Below are 18,715 nucleotides of genomic sequence, written 5' to 3'. Positions count from 1 at the left end.
CTTCTTCGCTAGGATTTTAGCTCGCTCCAACAGTCTTGGGATAGACTGTTGGAGGTTGGAAATGAAGCGAACGTAGTTCGTGTCAACACAGTCTTGGGATAGACTGTTGGAGGTTGGAGATGGAGCGAACGTAGTTCGTGTCAATACAGTCTTGGGATAGACTGTTGGAGGTTGGAGATGAAGCGAACAAAGTTCGTGTCAACAATTCAGAAAGAGCCTGTTTTTCAGGTTCTTTTTTGTTTTCCCGTTTTCTCATTTTTCCGCGTTTTTAGGTTGTGTAAGGTATTGATTTTTAGTTCTGTTTCTCTTTTTTGAGTTACTCATTCGTTTTTCAACTTATTTTAGCAGAAATTACTTTCTCAATTTCCCACATTTTCCTTCAAATATGATAAAATATGAGGTATGCGTGGTTTTGTGCAAAAGAGAGTGAAACAAGCTTGTTTGATTGTCTTTTGTAGAAAACACGCAAGAAAAATTTCAGAAAAAATAGGAGACAATTCATGTCAAAACAAGTATTTGAAACGGTTTTTGCTGGCAAAAAATTGTTCGTTGAAACAGGTCAAGTTGCCAAACAAGCTAACGGTGCGGTTGTCGTTCGCTATGGGGACTCCACAGTCTTGACTGCGGCGGTTATGTCCAAAAAAATGGCGACGGGAGACTTCTTCCCCCTCCAAGTCAACTATGAAGAGAAAATGTACGCTGCTGGGAAATTCCCAGGTGGCTGGATGAAGCGTGAAGGCCGTCCGTCAACTGATGCGACCTTGACAGCTCGTTTGATTGACCGCCCGATTCGCCCAATGTTTGCGGAAGGCTTCCGAAATGAAGTCCAAGTCATTAACACAGTGCTTTCTTACGATCCAGATGCTTCAGCTCCAATGGCAGCTATGTTTGGTTCTTCATTGGCATTGGCAATCTCAGACATTCCATTCAACGGCCCAATCGCAGGTGTGCAGGTCGGCTATGTCAACGGTGAACTCATCATCAATCCTGACAAGGCTCAGATGAAAGAGTCCCTCCTTGACTTGACAGTGGCTGGTAACAAGGACGCTATCAACATGGTTGAGTCTGGTGCCAAAGAATTATCCGAAGACATCATGTTGGAAGCCCTCTTGAAAGGTCATGCGGCCATTCAAGAGCTCCTTGACTTCCAAAATCAAATCGTGGCAGCAGTCGGCAAGGAAAAAGCAGATGTGGAACTTCTTCAAGTGGATCCAGAATTGCAGGCTGAGATTGTTGCAGCATACAATGATGATTTGAAAAAAGCGGTGCAGGTTGAAGAAAAATTGGCCCGTGAAGATGCGACCAATGCCGTGCGTGAAACCGTCATCGCAGCTTACGAAGAAAAATACGCTGAACACGAAGAATTTGACCGCATCATGCGTGACGTTCATGAAATCTTGGAGCTCATGGAGCACGCAGAGGTTCGTCGTTTGATTACAGAGGACAAGGTCCGCCCAGACGGTCGCCGTGTCGATGAGATTCGACCGCTAGATGCAGAAGTGGACTTCTTACCAAACGTTCATGGCTCAGGCCTCTTTACCCGTGGTCAAACCCAGGCACTTTCTGTTTTGACCTTGGCCCCAATGGGCGAAACTCAAATCATCGACGGTTTGGATGATGAGTACAAGAAACGCTTCTTGCACCACTATAACTTCCCACAATACTCAGTTGGCTCAACTGGTCGTTACGGTGCACCAGGTCGTCGTGAGATTGGTCACGGTGCTCTAGGTGAGCGCGCTCTTGAGCAAGTCTTGCCTAGCTTGGAAGATTTCCCTTACGCTATTCGCTTGGTGGCAGAAGTTTTGGAATCAAACGGTTCCTCATCACAGGCTTCTATCACAGCTGGTACCCTTGCCCTCATGGCCGGTGGTGTGCCAATCAAGGCACCAGTTGCAGGGATTGCCATGGGTCTGATTTCAGACGGTACCAATTACACCGTCTTGACCGATATTCAAGGTCTTGAGGACCACTTCGGCGACATGGACTTCAAGGTAGCTGGTACCCGTGATGGTATCACAGCTCTTCAAATGGACATCAAGATTGACGGTATCACACCGCAAATCTTGGAAGAAGCCTTGGCACAGGCTAAGAAAGCTCGCTTTGAAATCCTTGATGTCATCGAAGCGACTATCCCAGAAGTTCGTCCTGACTTGGCACCAACTGCACCGAAGATTGACACTATCAAGATTGATGTCGATAAGATCAAGATTGTTATCGGTAAGGGTGGCGAAACCATTGATAAGATTATTGCAGAAACTGGCGTGAAAATCGATATTGACGAAGACGGTCTTGTGGCTATCTTCTCACCAGATCGCGATGCGATTGAACGGACTAAGGAAATCATCGCAGGTCTTGTTCGTGAAGCAAAAGTGGACGAAGTCTTCCAAGCAAAAGTGGTTCGTTTGGAGAAATTCGGTGCCTTTGTCAACCTCTTTGACAAGACTGATGCTCTGGTTCACGTTTCTGAAATGGCTTGGACCCGTGTCAATAAACCAGAAGATTTGGTTGAAATTGGCGATATTGTCGATGTTAAAGTTATCAAGATTGATGATAAAGGACGTATTGACGCTTCTATGAAGGCTCTTCTTCCAAAACCAGAAGGCTATGTAGAGCCAGAAAAACGCGAGCGTTCAGACAAACCTCGCCGTCCAAGAGACCACAAAGAGAAAAAAGACAACAACTTTGGTGAATTCAAATTCCACAAGGTTGAAAAGAAATAAGCTGAGTAGACAAGTTCGGTAGCGGGCTTGTCTTCTCGCTAGAAGGAGTGACTATGGGTTGGTGGAAGGACACCATTGAGATTGTAAAAGAAAAAGATCCGGCAGCACGGACGACCTTGGAAGTCCTTTTGACCTACCCAGGTGTCAAGGCCTTGGCTGCCCACCGTCTGTCCCATTGGATGTGGAAAAAAGGCTTTAAACTCTTGGCTCGGATGCACAGCCAATTTTGGCGCTTTTGGACCAATATTGAGATTCATCCAGGCGCCGAGATTGCTTCGGGAGTCTTCATTGACCATGGAGCTGGATTGGTTATCGGAGAAACCGCCACTATCGAATCAGGTGTCATGCTTTACCACGGGGTGACGCTTGGTGGTACGGGTAAGGATTGTGGCAAACGCCATCCGACTGTGCGAAAAGGGGCTCTGGTTTCTGCCCACGCCCAAGTCATTGGCCCTATTGAGATTGGGGAAAATGCTAAAGTGGGTGCAGCTGCCGTTGTCCTAGCCGATGTTCCAGCAGATGTGACAGTCGTCGGCATGCCAGCCAAAATCGTCCGTGTCCACGGCAAGAAAGATGAAAAAGTCATTCATGACATGGAAGGTGGCCGTGAACACTACACGACTAAATTAGCAGAGTTGAGAGAGGCTAGTCATCAGTCATCGCATTTGTAGGAAAGCCACATACGGTAAGTTCTATGTGAGTTAGCCATAGAGAGGAAAAATAAGCATGATAATAGCCACTAATGTCCTAAATTCCCAGCAGTTATCTGCAGCAAAAACTCTGATAAGCACTGTACAATCCCATGACGGAACCTATCGTGACCCTTACCTGTCAAATATGCTCAACTTTGACCCTGAAATGCCAGCTTTTTTCTTGGCTTATCAAGACCAACAGTTGGTGGGGCTCTTGACTGTATATGCCGATGATGAGGATGTGGAACTTGCGATTATTGTGCACCCAGACTACCGTAGACAGGGTATGGCACGCAAGCTCTATGATTGCTACCAGATGAAGACGGCTAACTATCCTATCGCTAGTGTGACCTTTCAGACCGAACGTGTCTTTCTGGATAAGCACCCAGACCTTGCGACAGCATGGAACTTGGTAGAAGGTACGGATACTGAGACATGGCTGGGACGTGAGCGAGAGCCTTATCAGTTCTCACAACAGGTTGAACTCACAGTGAGTTTGGCACAGGCTCACCATGCAGACAGTATTGCACGCTGTAAGACTGCGGCATTCGGTAACGACTATGAGGTGGCGCTCCGCTACGTGCGTGAAGCCATTGCGGATGCGGATAGTTTACTTTATCTTTTGGAACATAGCGGAGCGGTTATCGGTTCTTGCACAGTAGATATATCGACCGATGATAACTATCTTTACGGTTTAGCTATTGCCCCAGACCAGCAACAAAAAGGTTACGGCACTTACTTAGTCAAAGCTGTCATCAATGCCCTTATCAGGAAAAACGACAAACCTTTTCAAATCGCCGTCGAAGATGACAACCTCATCGCTAAGCGGCTATATGAAAATATCGGTTTTACAAAGCAGACACAAGTGGTCTACTTAGACCCGAAAGAAGGTTGAGATGCTATTAGAAGAATTTGAAAATACCTCTGCTGTTATTGAACCGACGGATAAGGCTATCCGTGGTGGCGGTGAGGTATGTGAGACCATGATTTTCTCCTTCAATGGGGAAATCGTGGACCGAGTAAGTCAGCTAGCTGAGAGCAGAGAGGGTGGTCATTTACAGACCCTAAATGGTTGTCATCCTTGGTATATTTTGGAAAGAGATGGACTGCAGGTTGCGGTCATGTTGGCAGTAATCGGTGCTCCAATGGCAGTTGGTCATCTGGAAGAGCTGAAAGCCTGTGGTTTTGAGAATTTTATCGTTCTTGGTTCCTGCGGTGTGCTGGATAAGTCGCTTGCTGCGGATAAGATTATTCTTCCTAGATCCGCTCTTCGGGATGAGGGAACTAGCTACCATTACGCTCCTGCTAGCGAGGAAATCAGCTATGACCCTGCTCTGCTATTGACCATGGAAAAGGCCTTGGACCAAGCAGGAATCGAATACGTGTGGGCCAAGACCTGGACCACGGACGCTTTCTATCGGGAAACGGCTGCCAAGGTCAAACGCCGCCTAGCGGCTGGTGCTATGGTCGTCGATATGGAGGCTTCTGCTATCATGGCTTGGGCCAATTATCGTCAGGCCAAGGTCTATCAGTTTTTCTACACGGCGGACTATGTGGACCACCACAAGAATGAATGGGATGCCCGTCGGGAAGAACGGACGGTTGACAGTATGACCTTCTTTGAAGTGGCCATGGCCATTGCAAGAACATTAGAAAGTAGATCATGTTAAAAAAATTAGTAAGACAAAACTGGCCTTATGTGTTGACCGCCATCGGTGGAACAATTCTATTTATCCTTAAATTTTCCCAAGGAAACTGGCAGCTAGGGATGATTTGGTTGGCCGCGACAGCTTATTGGCTAGTAAAATTGTATCAAAAGTATCAAGTCCTAAAGAATACTCAGAAGTAATGGAGAAACTATGATTAAAATTTACGATACCATGACCCGCAGTCTGCGTGACTTTGTGCCCTTGGAAGAGGGTAAGGTTAAGATGTATGTTTGCGGTCCGACGGTTTACAACTATATCCATATCGGTAATGCCCGTAGTGTCGTGGCTTTTGACACCATCCGTCGCTATTTTGAATACCGTGGCTATGATGTGACCTACATTTCAAACTTTACGGATGTGGATGACAAGATTATCAAAGCTGCTAATGAAGCTGGTATGACAACCAAGGAACTGTCTGATAAATTTATCGCAGCCTTCAAGGAAGATGTGGCAAAGTTAGGTGTCAAGCGAGCTACCAAAAACCCTCGGGTAATCGACTATATGGATGAAATCATTGCTTTTGTGCAGGTCTTGATCGATAAGGGTTACGCCTATGAAGCTTCTGGAGATGTTTATTTCCGTGTGGAAAAGGCTGAAAACTATGCTCGTTTGGCCAACAAAACCCTGTCTGACTTGGAGGCTGGGGCTTCTGGCCGGGTTGAGGGAGAAGGTCAGCTGAAAGAACATCCTTTCGACTTTGCCCTGTGGAAAACTGCCAAGCCAGGTGAAGTATCTTGGGAAAGTCCTTGGGGAGCAGGCCGTCCAGGTTGGCATATTGAGTGCTCGGTCATGGCGACAGAGATTTTGGGAGCTACCATTGATATTCACGGTGGTGGTGCGGACTTGGAATTTCCTCACCATACCAATGAGATTGCCCAGTCAGAGTGCAAGACAGGTCAAACCTTTTCCAACTACTGGATGCACAATGCCATGCTCAACATCAATGATGAGAAGATGTCCAAGTCCTTGGGCAATTTCCTGACAGCACATGATATGTTGGAACAAATTGATGGTCAGGTCTTGCGATTCTTCCTATCTACCCAGCACTACCGTCGTCCGCTTAACTATACAGAAAAGGCGATTTCAGATGCGGAAATCAATCTCAAATATCTGAAAAATACTTATACACAACCTATGCAAAACTCTGTGGATAAGTCAGCTCTTGAATTACATCTGGCGGCCTTTGAAGCGGCAATGGATGATGATTTCAATGCGGCAAATGGGATTACGGCTATCTTTGACTTTGCCAAATGGATCAACTCAGGCAATTACGATGAAGCTGTAAAAGAAGCCTTTGGCAAGATGCTCGCCGTCTTTGGTATTGTCTTTGAAGAAGAAGTCTTGGACAGCGAGATTGAAGCCTTGATAGAAGAGCGTCAAGCAGCGCGTGCCAATCGGGACTTTGCGACGGCTGACCGTATTCGTGATGAACTGGCATCCCAGGGAATCAAGCTCTTGGATACCAAGGATGGTGTGAGGTGGACTCGTGACTAAGTCAGTCGATGTCAATCTCATTAACGGTATCGCACTTGCTTTTGAGGGTGATGCGGTCTATTCCATGTATATCAGACGGCACTTGATTTTCAAGGGGCTGACCAAACCCAACAAACTGCACGGAGAGGCCAACAAATATGTCTCGGCCAAGGCTCAGGCAAGCCTGATTTCTGCCCTCTTAGAAGCTCAACTATTGACCGAAAAAGAGGAAGAAATCTACAAGCGGGGAAGGAATAGCCATAGCCACACCAAGGCCAAGAATGCAGATGTAGTGACCTACCGGATGTCCACGGGCTTTGAGGCGGTCTTGGGCTATCTGCACATGACAGACCAAATTCAGCGGCTGGAAGAATTAATCGCCTGGAGTATCGCGCAGGTGGAGAGTGACTAGGGACTATTTCATGGAGGCAAGTGTGGATAAGAATAAGTTAAAGCAATATTTTCCGACGGCATCACTTGCTGATTCTCCTCAAAAAAGGGAGGGGATGGCTAGTTTGAGCTTGGGAGAACGATTTTTCTTGAATCTAGAATTAAACAGTCTGACAGATAGAGAGCGCTATTTGTTGGAACTTCTGCAGGAAAATCAGGACAATATTCCTCGCGCTCCGTGGCAAGATTTTTTTGATGGACAAGGTCCGATGCCGACTTCGGTTGGGCAGTTGCAGGTCCTTCAAATAAAGTTATGGTCCAATCCCAGCGAGGAGGTTGTGCAGGCCTGGTTAGAATTCATGGAAACCTTGTTACCGAATTTGGTTAGTCACTATGCCTCAGCATCGGATTATTTTGTATTTATCATGGACCAGCGTCCTTTTATTGACTATCAGGAGATTCTCAGAGATACAATTGGAGTCATGGAATATGACTTTGGCATAAAGATGACTGCTTTTCTGGGGCAAATTTGGCCGGGTCAGGTTCAAGAATGGTGGCCAGATGCCATAAGGGCTGAAATGGATTTATTCCGTAGTTGGATGCAAAAGAATCTTTCTGCTAGCTTTTTAACCTTTAGTCAATTGTTCTTTTTGGATGGGGCTAAGGACAAGGCGATCATGCGCATTTTATCGGATATGATTGCGAAACATGAGATGGAAGATGTAATTCGTGCACTTTGGGACAATGGTGCAGTGTTGACCAAGGCGGCGCAAAGTTTGTTTGTTCATAGGAATACCTTGCTGTACCGATTGGACAAATGGTTCGAATTGACAGGCTTGCAGCTGAGGGAATTGACGGATTTGGCGCTCCTATACTATATAGTGGAGAGCCAGGTATTGGGATGATGACGAGGTCAGAAAGGATCCTGACGCACCTGTGAGGGTACCTGAGATGTTGGATGCGCCGCCCAACCGCTATCATTGTATGTTGAATTGAGCCTTCTGGAGAAATCCGAGGGCTTTTTGTGTATAAGTCGATTGGGGATAAATGGCACGAGTAAATAGAGTCATTTTAATAAATCAAAGAAAAATTTGCCCACCAACTTTACCAAACTTAACCGAATTTAACCGAATAAAAAATCAAAAAAGCCCGATTTCTCGGGCTTTTGACTTGTATAAATTCGGATAAAATCCTATAATAAAGGCGGTAGACGGATTTGAACCGACGATCAAGCTTTTGCAGAGCCGTGCCTTACCACTTGGCTATACCGCCATAACAAAGAATATTGTACCTTAAAAAGCGAAAAGGGTCAAGTGGTAAAATCAATATTTAGATATTATTGAAAAAGGAAATTGGCGTTTGGAAGTGTGTCGTATGTAGAGAGTCCGAGAGTTTAACAAAAGATTTCGATCTTTTGTCGGTGCATATTTTATTTTGGGGGTTAGAATGAAAAAACATTTTTTACTAGGTCTGGTGTGCTTGATGACTTTATCGGCTTGTACTCAATCCAACATTCCGGCTAAAACAGAGAACTCTTCTTCGACAAGTCAGGAAAGTTCTACCAGTTCAAGTGAGCTAAAGATAGACGATAAAGAGTTGTATCAGGCGGTCTTTGCTGACTATCAGAAAATCGTGGAATTTGCAGCTACAGCTGATTCAAGTAATGTAGATGGTGTGCTAACGGTATTGAATGAACTTCAGTTTCCGATGAATTCTTGGGTGGTGGAAAGTGCAATAAATACGTCGGACTCCATTAGATATGCCTTTTATGATTTCAATAACGATGGTCAAAATGAATTATTTTTCGGGTCAGAAAATCCAGATGGCTCTATGTTTGTGACGGGTTTTTATGGGATAATTGCTGACCAGGTATCATTGTTAGCCGAAGGTTTTGTGGCTGGACATGGTGGTGCAAGGAGCGCAGTGGCGTTGTTCAATGATGGGGAATTTATTAGCTATGGTTGGAGTTCAGGGACAGGAGATGCCGTAGGTACGCTTAATAAGTTAGATGCAAATGGTCAATTGATTGAGGGAGTCGCGCAAGATTTTCATATGAGAGATGAACTTGTTTCTGTTTTTGGAAAGACAGAGTCAGAAATTCTAGATCCTAATCAATTTGACTGGGAAGAATTTGAGATTGACAGAACAGAATCAGAAACAGAAATGAGCAGTTCAGATCAAACAGATGGTGTCCAGTCCATGAATTTGGAACAAATCCTAGCTGGAAACTTTTCTAGTTTGGAAGGAGAGTGGGTCAATGAACGCGGTGATCGGATTGAGATTGATAGTCAAGGAAATGTGGCTGTAAATGGTGGTGGCAATACTGCCTTTGTTGATGTACAAAATGCCAAGTTTGAAGGTGAAGTTCTTTTAGCAGGAATTACCAATCCAAATGCTATGGCGTCACCTACCATACCAACTTTGCTGATTCCAAAAGGGGTACAGAATACTTATGGATTTTTAGAAGGGCATAGCGATCAGACGGACACTAGCAAGGATAGGATTTTTACTACCCAGAGTGTTGCAACGACAGAAAGCTTTAGCCAAGGTGTCTTTTATCGAGTGGATGATTAGGAGAGATGGGATGAAAAAGAATAGAATTATATCAGGCTTACTTTTGGGAGCGAGTGTCAGCTTGCTGGCGGCCTGCGGTAGTCAGAAGCGGGAAGTAACCCCGACATCTTCATCTACTTCTATAAGTTCGACTAGTTCTAGTTCTAGCATATCAACCACCTCTTCGACCACCTCTGTAGTCAGTAGTTCAAGTAGCCAAACGGGCTTGTGGGATGCTGGTAAAGCAGAAGTGCTGAGAAGTTTTGTGATAGACCAATGGGGACCATCCTTCTCGCCACCTCAGTACTATTTATCCTATCATCCAAGAAATGAGGGAAGCTTTTTTGGGGTGAGCTTGCCGTCAGGGGTTCTAAGTGGTCCTGGTCAGCAAATGACACCCGATTTTCAAGGGGAGACTCCGGAATTGGTTTGGAGCGAGAACGGTCAAGTGGAGGCAGGTCAGACAGCTGTGGTCGGAATCTATTCAGATATTGAAGCATCAAAATCTCAATTAGCCCACCTCTATCTCTTTACTATCAAGGATGGCCAAGGTATTGCTTGGATTACCGAGCAAAATCAGGGCAATCCAGAAAAACGTTTGTATTTCCGACCAACCAAAAACCAGGAATTACAAGCCTTCTTTGAAAACTTGGTCCTCGATGGTAGTTCGATTGCAGCGACTGAAACCAGTTCAGCGACGGCTACTCAGTCTTCAGTAGACACCAAGAACTTGACAGTCGAACAGGCAGCTAATTGGGCCAAGGCACATCGAGCATCAGAATATGGAAGTCCATATAATAAATCGGATTTCATCTCACAAGTAATTTCTAACAATCAATCATCGGATGGTTTGGCCTACATTGAAGTTCGAGAAGACCATAATAGTGCAAATATGCAGGCAGCAGGAGCGGATAGGAGTGTTTCCTCTGGAGCAGCCTTTTACCGTGTCAATGCTAATGGTCAGTTAGAGAAAATGGATGTTGTTGCAGGGTCTTATTCAGTAGTAGCTGAAACCTACTTTGAATAGGAGAAAAGGTAGGATTTTGACGAATTTATCTACTATTTTACTTGAAAATAGGCAGGTATTCTGATATACTGATAGAGTTGCTGTGCAACAAATACTCATCTTGGACCAATTGTGGTCTTGTTGCCGAAAGGTTGGGCTGCAAGTCGAAGTTCGGGAGAGGAGAAAAAACAAAAGGAGAAATACTCATGGCAGTAATTTCAATGAAACAACTTCTTGAGGCTGGTGTACACTTCGGTCACCAAACTCGTCGCTGGAATCCTAAGATGGCTAAATACATCTTTACAGAGCGTAACGGTATCCACGTTATCGACTTGCAACAAACTGTAAAATTGGCTGACCAAGCTTACGAATTCATTCGTGACGCTGCAGCAAACGACGCAGTTATCTTGTTCGTAGGTACTAAAAAACAAGCTGCTGAAGCTGTTAAAGACGAAGCTATCCGCGCTGGTCAATACTTCATCAACCACCGTTGGTTGGGTGGAACTCTTACAAACTGGGGTACAATCCAAAAACGTATCGCTCGTTTGAAAGAAATCAACCGCATGGAAGAAGATGGAACTTTCGAAGTGCTTCCTAAGAAAGAAGTAGCATTGTTGAACAAACAACGTGCTCGTCTTGAAAAATTCTTGGGCGGTATCGCTGACATGCCACGCATTCCAGATGTAATGTTCGTAGTTGACCCACACAAAGAGCAAATCGCTGTTAAAGAAGCTAAAAAATTGGGTATCCCAGTTGTAGCGATGGTTGACACAAACACTGATCCAGATGATATCGATGTTATCATCCCAGCTAACGATGACGCTATCCGCGCTGTTAAATTGATCACAGCTAAAATGGCTGACGCTATCATCGAAGGCAACCAAGGTGAAGACAGCGTAGCAGCAGTTGAAGCTGAATTGGCAGCTGAGCCAGCATCTACAGAATCAATCGAAGAATTGGTTGAAGTAGTAGAAGGTAAATAATCTAAGTAACGAGGACGTTAAGAAAAGCCTTAGATTTATCTAAATTCTAGCTTTTTAGTCCGAGTACATTCTACATCATTTATCAAACACAAAAAACAATCCTAGAGGGGCAGGGCTGAGCCCGCTCCTCTATTTTATAAATACAAACAAGGAGAATAGACATGGCAGAAATTACAGCAGCTCTCGTTAAAGAATTGCGTGAAAAATCAGGTGCTGGCGTTATGGACGCGAAAAAAGCATTGGTTGAAACTGAAGGTGATATCGAAAAAGCGATCGAATTGCTTCGCGAAAAAGGTATGGCTAAGGCAGCTAAGAAAGCTGACCGTGTAGCAGCTGAAGGTTTGACAGGTGTTTACGTTGATGGTAACGTAGCAGCAGTTGTTGAAGTGAACGCTGAGACAGACTTCGTTGCGAAAAACGCTCAATTCGTTGAATTAGTAAACACTACTGCTAAAGTAATTGCAGAAGGTAAGCCAGCTGACAACGAAGCAGCTCTTAAATTGGTTATGCCTTCAGGTGAAACGCTTGAAGAAGCATACGTAAACGCAACTGCAACTATCGGTGAGAAAATCTCATTCCGTCGTTTTGCTTTGGTTGAAAAAACAGATGCTCAAGCATTTGGTGCATACCAACACAATGGTGGACGTATCGGTGTTATCTCAGTTGTTGAAGGTGGCGACGAAACTCTTGCAAAACAAATCTCAATGCACATCGCTGCAATGAAACCAACTGTTCTTTCTTACACTGAATTGGATGAGCAATTTGTTAAAGATGAGTTGGCACAAATCAACCACAAAATCGAACAAGATAACGAAAGCCGTGCAATGGTTGACAAACCAGCATTGCCACTCTTGCAATATGGTTCAAAAGCTCAATTGACTGACGAAGTGATTGCAGCAGCTGAAGAAGCTATCAAAGCAGAATTGGCAGCAGAAGGCAAACCAGAAAAAATCTGGGACAAAATCATCCCAGGTAAAATGGACCGCTTCATGCTTGACAACACTCAAGTTGACCAAGCTTACACACTTCTTGCACAAGTTTACATCATGGACGACAGCAAAACAGTTGAAGCTTACTTGAACTCAGTAAACGCTTCTGTTGTAGAATTTGCTCGTTTTGAAGTGGGTGAAGGTATCGAGAAAGCTTCAAACGACTTTGAAGCAGAAGTTGCAGCGACAATGGCAGCAGCTCTTGGTAAATAAGAATAAAGATTACAAAGCAGGTTAGTTGAACTAGCCTGCTTTTCTTATCCTTTGCATCTCTGGTCCATTCTTGATAAGAGAAATGCGGCTCTTAATGGAAATTTATCACAGTCTGGGGACTGGGAGGTTGGAAGAAATATGGTAATCCTGTTGGCTACAACAAGTCGATAATTGAATTCAGTTATTGGCTTGTTTGCAAGTCAATAGGCAGATAATCTTCGCGGAAGCTTTTCACCCGTCAAGATAAGTTGATAATCTATAATATGATTTTTGGAGGTTTTCCATGTCTGGAAGTCTCTTAGAAGAAAAGAACACCACAATTGGCACGTCAATTGTGGTGTGTTTTTATCATGAAATATGTGTGTGATTATACTAAACCTTGGGCAATCATGGTATCTGCAATTTGTTCAAAGGCTGCGATGTTAGCACCTGCGAGGTAGTCTGTACCAAGGTCGTATTTTTCAGCAGTTTCTTTAGCTGTATTGAAGATATTTGCCATGATGTCTTTGAGACGGCCGTCAACTTCCTCACGAGTCCATGACAAGCGAAGGCTGTTTTGGCTCATTTCAAGGGCAGATACGGCTACACCACCAGCATTGGCAGCTTTTGCAAGACCGTAAAGAACGCCATTTTCTTTATAAACTTTGATAGCATCAAGGTCAGATGGCATGTTGGCACCTTCAGCCACACAGTATACGCCGTTTTTCACAAGGGCAGCAGCTTGCTCGCCGTTGATTTCGTTTTGAGTCGCACATGGAAGAGCAATGTCAGCCTTGCCATCGTAGTTCCATACAGAACCTTCGAAGTACTTGGCAGTTGCTTTTTCTGCAGCATATTCTGTCAAACGAGCACGGCGTTTTTCTTTGATGTCCACCAAGAGGTCGAAGTCAATACCAGTTTCGTCAATGATGTAACCATTTGAGTCTGAAACAGAGATGACTTTTGCACCAAGTTCAGTCGCTTTTTGAACAGCATATTGGGCAACGTTACCAGAACCAGAGATAAGGACTGTTTGATCTTTGAAGGATTTACCATTTGCAGCTAACATGTTATCAGTGAAGTAAACCAAACCGTAACCAGTTGCTTCTGGGCGGATCAATGAACCACCAAAGCCAAGAGGTTTACCAGTCAAGACACCTGCATCAAACTGGCGGAGACGTTTGTATTGACCGTACATGTAACCAATCTCACGACCACCGACACCGATGTCACCAGCAGGGACGTCAAGGGATGGTCCGATGTGTTTTTGCAATTCAGTCATGAAGCTTTGGCAGAAACGCATGATTTCAGCGTCTGTTTTTCCTTTCGGATCGAAGTCAGATCCACCTTTACCACCGCCGATTGGAAGACCAGTCAAGACGTTTTTGAAGATTTGCTCAAATCCGAGGAACTTCAAGATGGATTGGTTTACAGTTGGGTGGAAGCGAAGACCGCCCTTGTAAGGACCTACAGCTGAGTTGAACTGAACACGGTAGCCACGGTTAACTTGGACATTTCCATCTTTGTCAGTCCAAGGAACACGGAAGCTGATTACACGTTCTGGCTCAACGATACGAGCCAGGATGTTTTCTTCGATGTATTCTGGATGTGCTTCAAAAACAGGCTCAAGTGTTGAGAAGAGTTCTTCAACCGCTTGGAGGAATTCTGTTTCGTGAGGGTTGCGGGCTTTGACTGCTTCAAAAGAAGCTTGAATATAAGCTTTTGCATTTGACATAGGGCCACCTGATTTCTTTTTTATTTATTAAATTGTCTGACAATTTAATTTATGAAAATTATTATAGCACTATGATTTTTAAATGTAAAGAAGAAAATGCAAAATTTTTTAAAAATTTTCAAAATTCCCTGATAAAAGCCGAACAATGGCAGTAAATAGGGAAAATCCGTATGTTTTCTATGGTATAATCAAGCTAGAAAACGCAAAAAGGAGTTATAGAATGGTTTCAACAGCGACGACATTGGGTGGATTTTCTTTTGACAATTGTTTGATGAATGCGGCAGGTGTCTGGTGCATGAACAAGGAAGAGTTGGATGGTGTGAAAAACTCAGCAGCAGGAACCTTTGTCACCAAGACCGCTACACTGGAATACCGGGAGGGGAATCCAGAGCCGCGCTACAAAAATGTACCGCTGGGGTCTATTAATTCCATGGGCTTGCCCAATCAAGGCCTGGATTATTATTTGGATTATCTTTTGGAGTTACAGGAAGAAGAACCAGAACGCACCTTTGTTCTTTCATTAGTAGGCATGTCGCCAGATGAGACCCACACCATTCTCAAAAAAGTGCAGGATAGTGCCTTTCAAGGGTTAGTTGAACTCAATCTTTCTTGTCCGAATGTTCCGGGAAAACCGCAAATTGCCTATGATTTTGAAACGACAGAAACCATCTTACGGGAAGTCTTTGCCTATTTCACCAAACCGCTGGGCATCAAGTTACCACCTTATTTTGATATTGTGCATTTTGACCAGGCTGCTGCGATTTTCAATCAATTTCCGCTCAAGTTTGTCAACTGTGTGAATTCGATTGGCAACGGTCTTTATATAGAAGATGAGAGCGTGATTATCAAGCCTAAAAATGGATTTGGTGGTATCGGTGGCGAATACATCAAGCCGACTGCTTTGGCAAACGTCCATGCCTTTTACCAACGCCTTAAGCCAGAAATTCAAATCGTGGGAACGGGTGGTGTCTTGACAGGACGTGATGCCTTTGAACACATTCTCTGCGGTGCCAGCATGGTTCAAATCGGGACAACTCTGCAAAAAGAAGGGCTAGCAGCCTTTGACCGCATTACCCAAGAACTCCGAGACATTATGGCTGAAAAAGGCTATGAAACCATCGAAGATTTCCGTGGGGAATTGCACCATTTGGATGACTAAGCGTAAAAAAGAAACAGTAAAAGAGTTTGGGGCTTCCAAACTCTTTTACTTACGGTTAAAATAATTAAACAAATCACCGATGGTTTTTTGGTGCATATCCACTAGCTCCTGGCCATCAAGGGTGATACTATCAATCACGAAGAAATCCTGTAGTTGCGGAACTTCCCGAGATTGGAGCATCAGAAATTCTTCTGGACTTTCATACTGCTTTTCTGATGGATGGGCAATTTGTGATTGATAATACCGAATGTGTAACATAATAGACCTCCGTTCGTGACTGCTTGGGACTCATGCACCTCCAGTCGAGTTTTATCTATCTCTTATTATATCACTAATTAGTCATTACCCAACACTTTTAACCGATGAAAAATCCTAATAGCATAACGGCGATGACTAGTAGTGGAGACGGGATGCGTTTGGATAGGAGGAGTAGGGTTGCCAGAATACAGATGAAGCACTCCCCTCCTGATGATAGGCCCTGCAACTGATTCAAAGCTGTCCAGCTGATGATGGCAGCGACCGCCCAGGAGATGCCCTTTAAGAATGAGGAAACATAATGTAACTGACGATAGACCTGCCAAAGGGGGGTTGCGAAATAGACAAGCAGGATTCCAGGAAGGAAAATGAGTCCTCCACCCAATAGGCCAGCTAGGAATTTTACCACTATTCCTCCTGTCACAGAGCGGGCAGCGACAAAGGAAGCAAAGCTGAAGAGTGGCCCAGGAACTGCCTGATCCAAGCTATAGCCCGCTAGAAAATCAGCCTGGCTGAGAAAGCCTTCTTGTTTGACCAGGTCTTGAATCATTAGCGGAATCATGATTTGTCCACCGCCAATGATGGAATAGCCATAGTGATAAATAGATGCAAACAAGCGACTATCGCCACCAAAATAGTTTGCCATTGCAGAAAATAGAATAGCTAGGATGATAATGGTGGCTGGCAATTGCCATCTGACCTTGCTGGTTTTGGGGATATTTTGCAATTCTTGTCCGGCTTGCCCCCAGACGGGCACCAAGCCTGCTAGACCTCCTGCAAGTAGAAGCAAGAGAATAGACCAGCTAGAAAGTGGAATAAGAACAAAACTCAGAAGACAGAAAGAGATGTATAGGATGAGGTCTTTTTTGGACGTGACGACCTTCCTGGTCAGTTGAATGGCTGCGTAGAGAATGAAGGAGACCGCTACGGCAGGTAAGAAAATCAGTAGCTTGTTCCAAGCCTGGTTTTGAGCTACCCATTCCAGACCGATTCCTAAGCTGGTCATGATGACTAAGGCAGGAAGAATCCAGATGAGAAAGCTAGCCAAGGCAATCCATGGCCCGCCTAGACGATAGCCGATAGCAGTAATGGTTTGTGTGCTGGAAGGTCCAGGAAAGAGCGAAAAAATTCCGATGAGTTCCGTCATCTCCTCCTGGCTGATATACTTCTTTTTGTCAATCAATTCCTTGCTAAAGACACCGTAGTGAGCTTCAGGCCCGCCGTAGGAGGCTAGTGAACAGAGAAAGACATCTTTTAAAAATTGTTTGTTTTGTATGTGTTGCGGCATAGTGTTCTCCAAATCTATTCTTATTTCAGTCTATCATAAATTGACAGATTAGCCAGGGAATCTAGGAGAAATATGTGTAAAATTCTTGTAAAAGTCTACAGGTATTGTCTGGATTTTTGAGGTAAAAAGGCGTATAATGAAAGGGATTATAGGAAAGAGAGAGGTCGACTTCTATGTCTAGAACATCATTACAGGAACGTCGGAAACTTGCTAGAAAGGCACGAAACAAGCGCCAATTTATGTCTATCTGCCTTTTGGCTGCGGTCATCCTGTCCATTATTCTCGTGCATGACCATGTTTTGCCCTTGTTTGGTAAGGCGGATAGGACCAGCCAGCAATCATCTGGGATAGGTTCTTGGTTTTCAGGCAAGCAGGATGAGGTGCAGACCGCCCGTATCATGGCTCATGGGGACTTGCTTTACCATGATCTCCTCTATTGGAGTGCTCTCCAGGCGGATGGGACCTATGATTTTTCTGAGAATTTTACCTATGTGAAACCCTGGATTGAGCAGGCTGATTTGGCTATTGCGGACTTTGAGGGGACTATTTCTCCTGATTTTCCTTTGGCTGGCTATCCTTTGTTTAATGCGCCGGCCCAGGTGGCAAAGGATATTCGTGGTGCAGGCTATGATGTGGTGGATTTGGCCCATAATCATATTCTGGATTCGCAGTTGTCGGGCCTCATTTCCACAGTGGAGACCTTTAAGAATGTCAATGTAGATGCAGTTGGTGTCTATGCGGAGGGCAATCGGGCGACAGCTCCCATTTATATTCGTGATGTCAATGGTATCAAGGTAGCAATTCTTGCCTATGCATATGGATTCAATGGGATGGAGGCATCATTGACCCAGGAAGAATACAATGCCTATCTGTCGGATTTTGGCCGCAAGAAGATGAAGGCTGAGATTGAACTGGCTGAGAAAGAGGCGGACATTACTATCGTCATGCCTCAGACGGGTGTCGAATACCAGCTGGAGCCGACGGAGGAGCAGGTTAGTCTCTATCATGACATGATTAACTGGGGAGCAGACCTGGTGTTTGGCGGGCATCCCCATGTAGCGGAGCCTTCTGAGACGGTTGAAAAAGACGGTGAGAAGAAGTTAATCATCTACTCTATGGGGAATTTTATTTCTAACCAGCGGATTGAGACCATGGCGGGTGTTGCCAATGCCCAGTGGACCGAGCGTGGGGTGCTGATGGACGTGACGATAGAGAAGAAGGACGGTGTGACCCGCATCAAAACAGCCCAGGCCCATCCGACCTGGGTCAGCAAGGAACCTAAGGGACGTTTTTCACCGGAAGGCTACGAGCTCTATACCTATCAAACCCTGATTTTGGAAGATTTTGTCCAGGGTGGCAAGCATTATGGTCAACTGGATGCAGTAACCCAGAAGCGGGTAGATTTAGCCTATTCTGAGATGAATGAATTTATGGCTTTGGATTGGGTAACTGAGGAGAAGGAATAGTAGAGTCTATCTAAATTCTGAATGAAGAACATCTGCAGTTGACCAAGTAAGGTTCAGCAAAACGATGCCAGACAGTTATAAGATAAATAGGTATAGTCTGAAATT

At 44.6% G+C, this 18,715-nt stretch carries 17 protein-coding genes and 1 tRNA gene; 14 read left to right on the top strand and 4 right to left on the bottom strand.

Annotation, left to right across the window (positions count from 1 at the left end):
* The first annotated feature begins 500 nt into the window (after window positions 1-500).
* Genes pnp through ACHBIE_RS05485 form a run of 8 tightly spaced genes read left to right on the top strand, consistent with a single transcriptional unit; the run spans window position 501 to window position 7,889 of the window.
* Entirely contained in the window at window positions 501-2,720 is a 2,220-nt protein-coding gene (gene pnp / locus ACHBIE_RS05520; protein ID WP_394732894.1) for a polyribonucleotide nucleotidyltransferase, read from the top strand.
* Between the two features lie 53 nt (window positions 2,721-2,773).
* A complete protein-coding gene (gene cysE / locus ACHBIE_RS05515) occupies window positions 2,774-3,391 on the top strand; it encodes a serine O-acetyltransferase (RefSeq protein ID WP_394732893.1) in 618 nt (205 codons plus the stop codon).
* A 55-nt stretch (window positions 3,392-3,446) separates the two neighbouring features.
* Window positions 3,447-4,307 (top strand): GNAT family N-acetyltransferase, encoded by an 861-nt coding sequence (locus ACHBIE_RS05510; RefSeq protein ID WP_394732892.1) that lies wholly within the window; start codon window positions 3,447-3,449, stop codon window positions 4,305-4,307.
* Between the two features lies 1 nt (window position 4,308).
* Window positions 4,309-5,082 (top strand): nucleoside phosphorylase, encoded by a 774-nt coding sequence (locus tag ACHBIE_RS05505; protein ID WP_394732890.1) that lies wholly within the window; start codon window positions 4,309-4,311, stop codon window positions 5,080-5,082.
* Complete coding sequence (locus ACHBIE_RS05500) at window positions 5,076-5,261, top strand: hypothetical protein (RefSeq protein ID WP_024418656.1); 186 nt, start codon at window positions 5,076-5,078, stop codon at window positions 5,259-5,261. Before ACHBIE_RS05505 ends, ACHBIE_RS05500 begins: the two co-directional genes overlap by 7 nt.
* Before the next feature lie 10 nt (window positions 5,262-5,271).
* On the top strand, window positions 5,272-6,615 hold the full coding sequence (gene cysS, locus ACHBIE_RS05495) for a cysteine--tRNA ligase (protein ID WP_105122648.1): 1,344 nt from the start codon (window positions 5,272-5,274) through the stop codon (window positions 6,613-6,615).
* A complete protein-coding gene (locus ACHBIE_RS05490) occupies window positions 6,608-7,006 on the top strand; it encodes a Mini-ribonuclease 3 (RefSeq protein WP_394732888.1) in 399 nt (132 codons plus the stop codon). The genes cysS and ACHBIE_RS05490 overlap by 8 nt, the downstream gene beginning before the upstream one ends.
* 22 nt (window positions 7,007-7,028) lie before the next feature.
* A complete protein-coding gene (locus tag ACHBIE_RS05485; RefSeq protein ID WP_161943060.1) occupies window positions 7,029-7,889 on the top strand; it encodes a helix-turn-helix domain-containing protein in 861 nt (286 codons plus the stop codon).
* Between the two features lie 296 nt (window positions 7,890-8,185).
* On the opposite strand, the gene ACHBIE_RS05480 is transcribed toward ACHBIE_RS05485, so the two are convergent.
* Window positions 8,186-8,256 (bottom strand) — tRNA-Cys (locus ACHBIE_RS05480).
* A gap of 174 nt (window positions 8,257-8,430) precedes the next feature.
* On the opposite strand from ACHBIE_RS05480, the gene ACHBIE_RS05475 reads away from it, so the two are divergent.
* The 4 genes from ACHBIE_RS05475 (at window position 8,431) to tsf (ending at window position 12,728) form a co-directional block, all read left to right on the top strand.
* Window positions 8,431-9,558 (top strand): DUF6287 domain-containing protein, encoded by a 1,128-nt coding sequence (locus ACHBIE_RS05475; protein WP_394732887.1) that lies wholly within the window; start codon window positions 8,431-8,433, stop codon window positions 9,556-9,558.
* Between the two features lie 10 nt (window positions 9,559-9,568).
* Window positions 9,569-10,564 carry a DUF4767 domain-containing protein gene (locus ACHBIE_RS05470; protein ID WP_161948231.1) on the top strand — a complete coding sequence of 332 codons (996 nt, stop codon included), beginning with the start codon at window positions 9,569-9,571 and terminating at the stop codon, window positions 10,562-10,564.
* Window positions 10,565-10,749: 185 nt separating this feature from the next.
* Window positions 10,750-11,526, top strand: a complete 777-nt coding sequence (rpsB, locus tag ACHBIE_RS05465) for a 30S ribosomal protein S2 (RefSeq protein ID WP_012775356.1) — start codon at window positions 10,750-10,752, stop codon at window positions 11,524-11,526.
* Window positions 11,527-11,687: 161 nt separating this feature from the next.
* Window positions 11,688-12,728 carry a translation elongation factor Ts gene (gene tsf, locus ACHBIE_RS05460; protein ID WP_105122652.1) on the top strand — a complete coding sequence of 347 codons (1,041 nt, stop codon included), beginning with the start codon at window positions 11,688-11,690 and terminating at the stop codon, window positions 12,726-12,728.
* Window positions 12,729-13,095: 367 nt separating this feature from the next.
* On the opposite strand, the gene gdhA is transcribed toward tsf, so the two are convergent.
* Window positions 13,096-14,442 carry an NADP-specific glutamate dehydrogenase gene (gene gdhA, locus ACHBIE_RS05455; protein WP_172096223.1) on the bottom strand — a complete coding sequence of 449 codons (1,347 nt, stop codon included), beginning with the start codon at window positions 14,440-14,442 and terminating at the stop codon, window positions 13,096-13,098.
* 220 nt (window positions 14,443-14,662) lie between these two features.
* Here gdhA and ACHBIE_RS05450 point away from each other — a divergent pair, with 220 nt between their 5' ends.
* Window positions 14,663-15,601: a dihydroorotate oxidase gene (locus tag ACHBIE_RS05450; protein WP_394732885.1), complete on the top strand. Its 939-nt coding sequence runs from the start codon at window positions 14,663-14,665 to the stop codon at window positions 15,599-15,601.
* Window positions 15,602-15,646: 45 nt separating this feature from the next.
* Here the strand turns inward: ACHBIE_RS05450 and ACHBIE_RS05445 are convergent, their stop codons facing one another.
* On the bottom strand, window positions 15,647-15,859 hold the full coding sequence (locus ACHBIE_RS05445; RefSeq protein WP_105122122.1) for a hypothetical protein: 213 nt from the start codon (window positions 15,857-15,859) through the stop codon (window positions 15,647-15,649).
* A 97-nt stretch (window positions 15,860-15,956) separates the two neighbouring features.
* Entirely contained in the window at window positions 15,957-17,144 is a 1,188-nt protein-coding gene (locus ACHBIE_RS05440) for a chromate transporter (RefSeq protein WP_394732884.1), read from the bottom strand.
* 173 nt (window positions 17,145-17,317) lie between these two features.
* On the opposite strand from ACHBIE_RS05440, the gene ACHBIE_RS05435 reads away from it, so the two are divergent.
* A complete protein-coding gene (locus ACHBIE_RS05435) occupies window positions 17,318-18,610 on the top strand; it encodes a CapA family protein (protein ID WP_394732883.1) in 1,293 nt (430 codons plus the stop codon).
* Window positions 18,611-18,715 lie beyond the last annotated feature (105 nt).

Source organism: Streptococcus sp. A23 (assembly GCF_043674155.1).
Classification (GTDB): domain Bacteria; phylum Bacillota; class Bacilli; order Lactobacillales; family Streptococcaceae; genus Streptococcus; species Streptococcus suis_V.
The sequence above is the reverse complement of the archived record's forward strand: the minus strand, read 5'-3'. Positions and strand labels throughout refer to the sequence as shown.

Excerpts from the sequence above, each read along its gene's own strand:
- ACHBIE_RS05470 (WP_161948231.1), top strand. The coding sequence starts at position 9,569 with ATGAAAAAGAATAGAATTATATCAGGCTTACTTTTGGGAGCGAGTGTC.
- tsf (WP_105122652.1), top strand. The coding sequence starts at position 11,688 with ATGGCAGAAATTACAGCAGCTCTCGTTAAAGAATTGCGTGAAAAATCA.
- rpsB (WP_012775356.1), top strand. The coding sequence starts at position 10,750 with ATGGCAGTAATTTCAATGAAACAACTTCTTGAGGCTGGTGTACACTTC.
- ACHBIE_RS05505 (WP_394732890.1), top strand. The coding sequence starts at position 4,309 with ATGCTATTAGAAGAATTTGAAAATACCTCTGCTGTTATTGAACCGACG.
- ACHBIE_RS05450 (WP_394732885.1), top strand. The coding sequence starts at position 14,663 with ATGGTTTCAACAGCGACGACATTGGGTGGATTTTCTTTTGACAATTGT.
- gdhA (WP_172096223.1), bottom strand. The coding sequence starts at position 14,442 with ATGTCAAATGCAAAAGCTTATATTCAAGCTTCTTTTGAAGCAGTCAAA.
- ACHBIE_RS05445 (WP_105122122.1), bottom strand. The coding sequence starts at position 15,859 with ATGTTACACATTCGGTATTATCAATCACAAATTGCCCATCCATCAGAA.
- ACHBIE_RS05435 (WP_394732883.1), top strand. The coding sequence starts at position 17,318 with ATGTCTAGAACATCATTACAGGAACGTCGGAAACTTGCTAGAAAGGCA.
- ACHBIE_RS05500 (WP_024418656.1), top strand. The coding sequence starts at position 5,076 with ATGTTAAAAAAATTAGTAAGACAAAACTGGCCTTATGTGTTGACCGCC.
- ACHBIE_RS05475 (WP_394732887.1), top strand. The coding sequence starts at position 8,431 with ATGAAAAAACATTTTTTACTAGGTCTGGTGTGCTTGATGACTTTATCG.
- ACHBIE_RS05510 (WP_394732892.1), top strand. The coding sequence starts at position 3,447 with ATGATAATAGCCACTAATGTCCTAAATTCCCAGCAGTTATCTGCAGCA.
- cysS (WP_105122648.1), top strand. The coding sequence starts at position 5,272 with ATGATTAAAATTTACGATACCATGACCCGCAGTCTGCGTGACTTTGTG.
- cysE (WP_394732893.1), top strand. The coding sequence starts at position 2,774 with ATGGGTTGGTGGAAGGACACCATTGAGATTGTAAAAGAAAAAGATCCG.
- ACHBIE_RS05440 (WP_394732884.1), bottom strand. The coding sequence starts at position 17,144 with ATGCCGCAACACATACAAAACAAACAATTTTTAAAAGATGTCTTTCTC.
- pnp (WP_394732894.1), top strand. The coding sequence starts at position 501 with ATGTCAAAACAAGTATTTGAAACGGTTTTTGCTGGCAAAAAATTGTTC.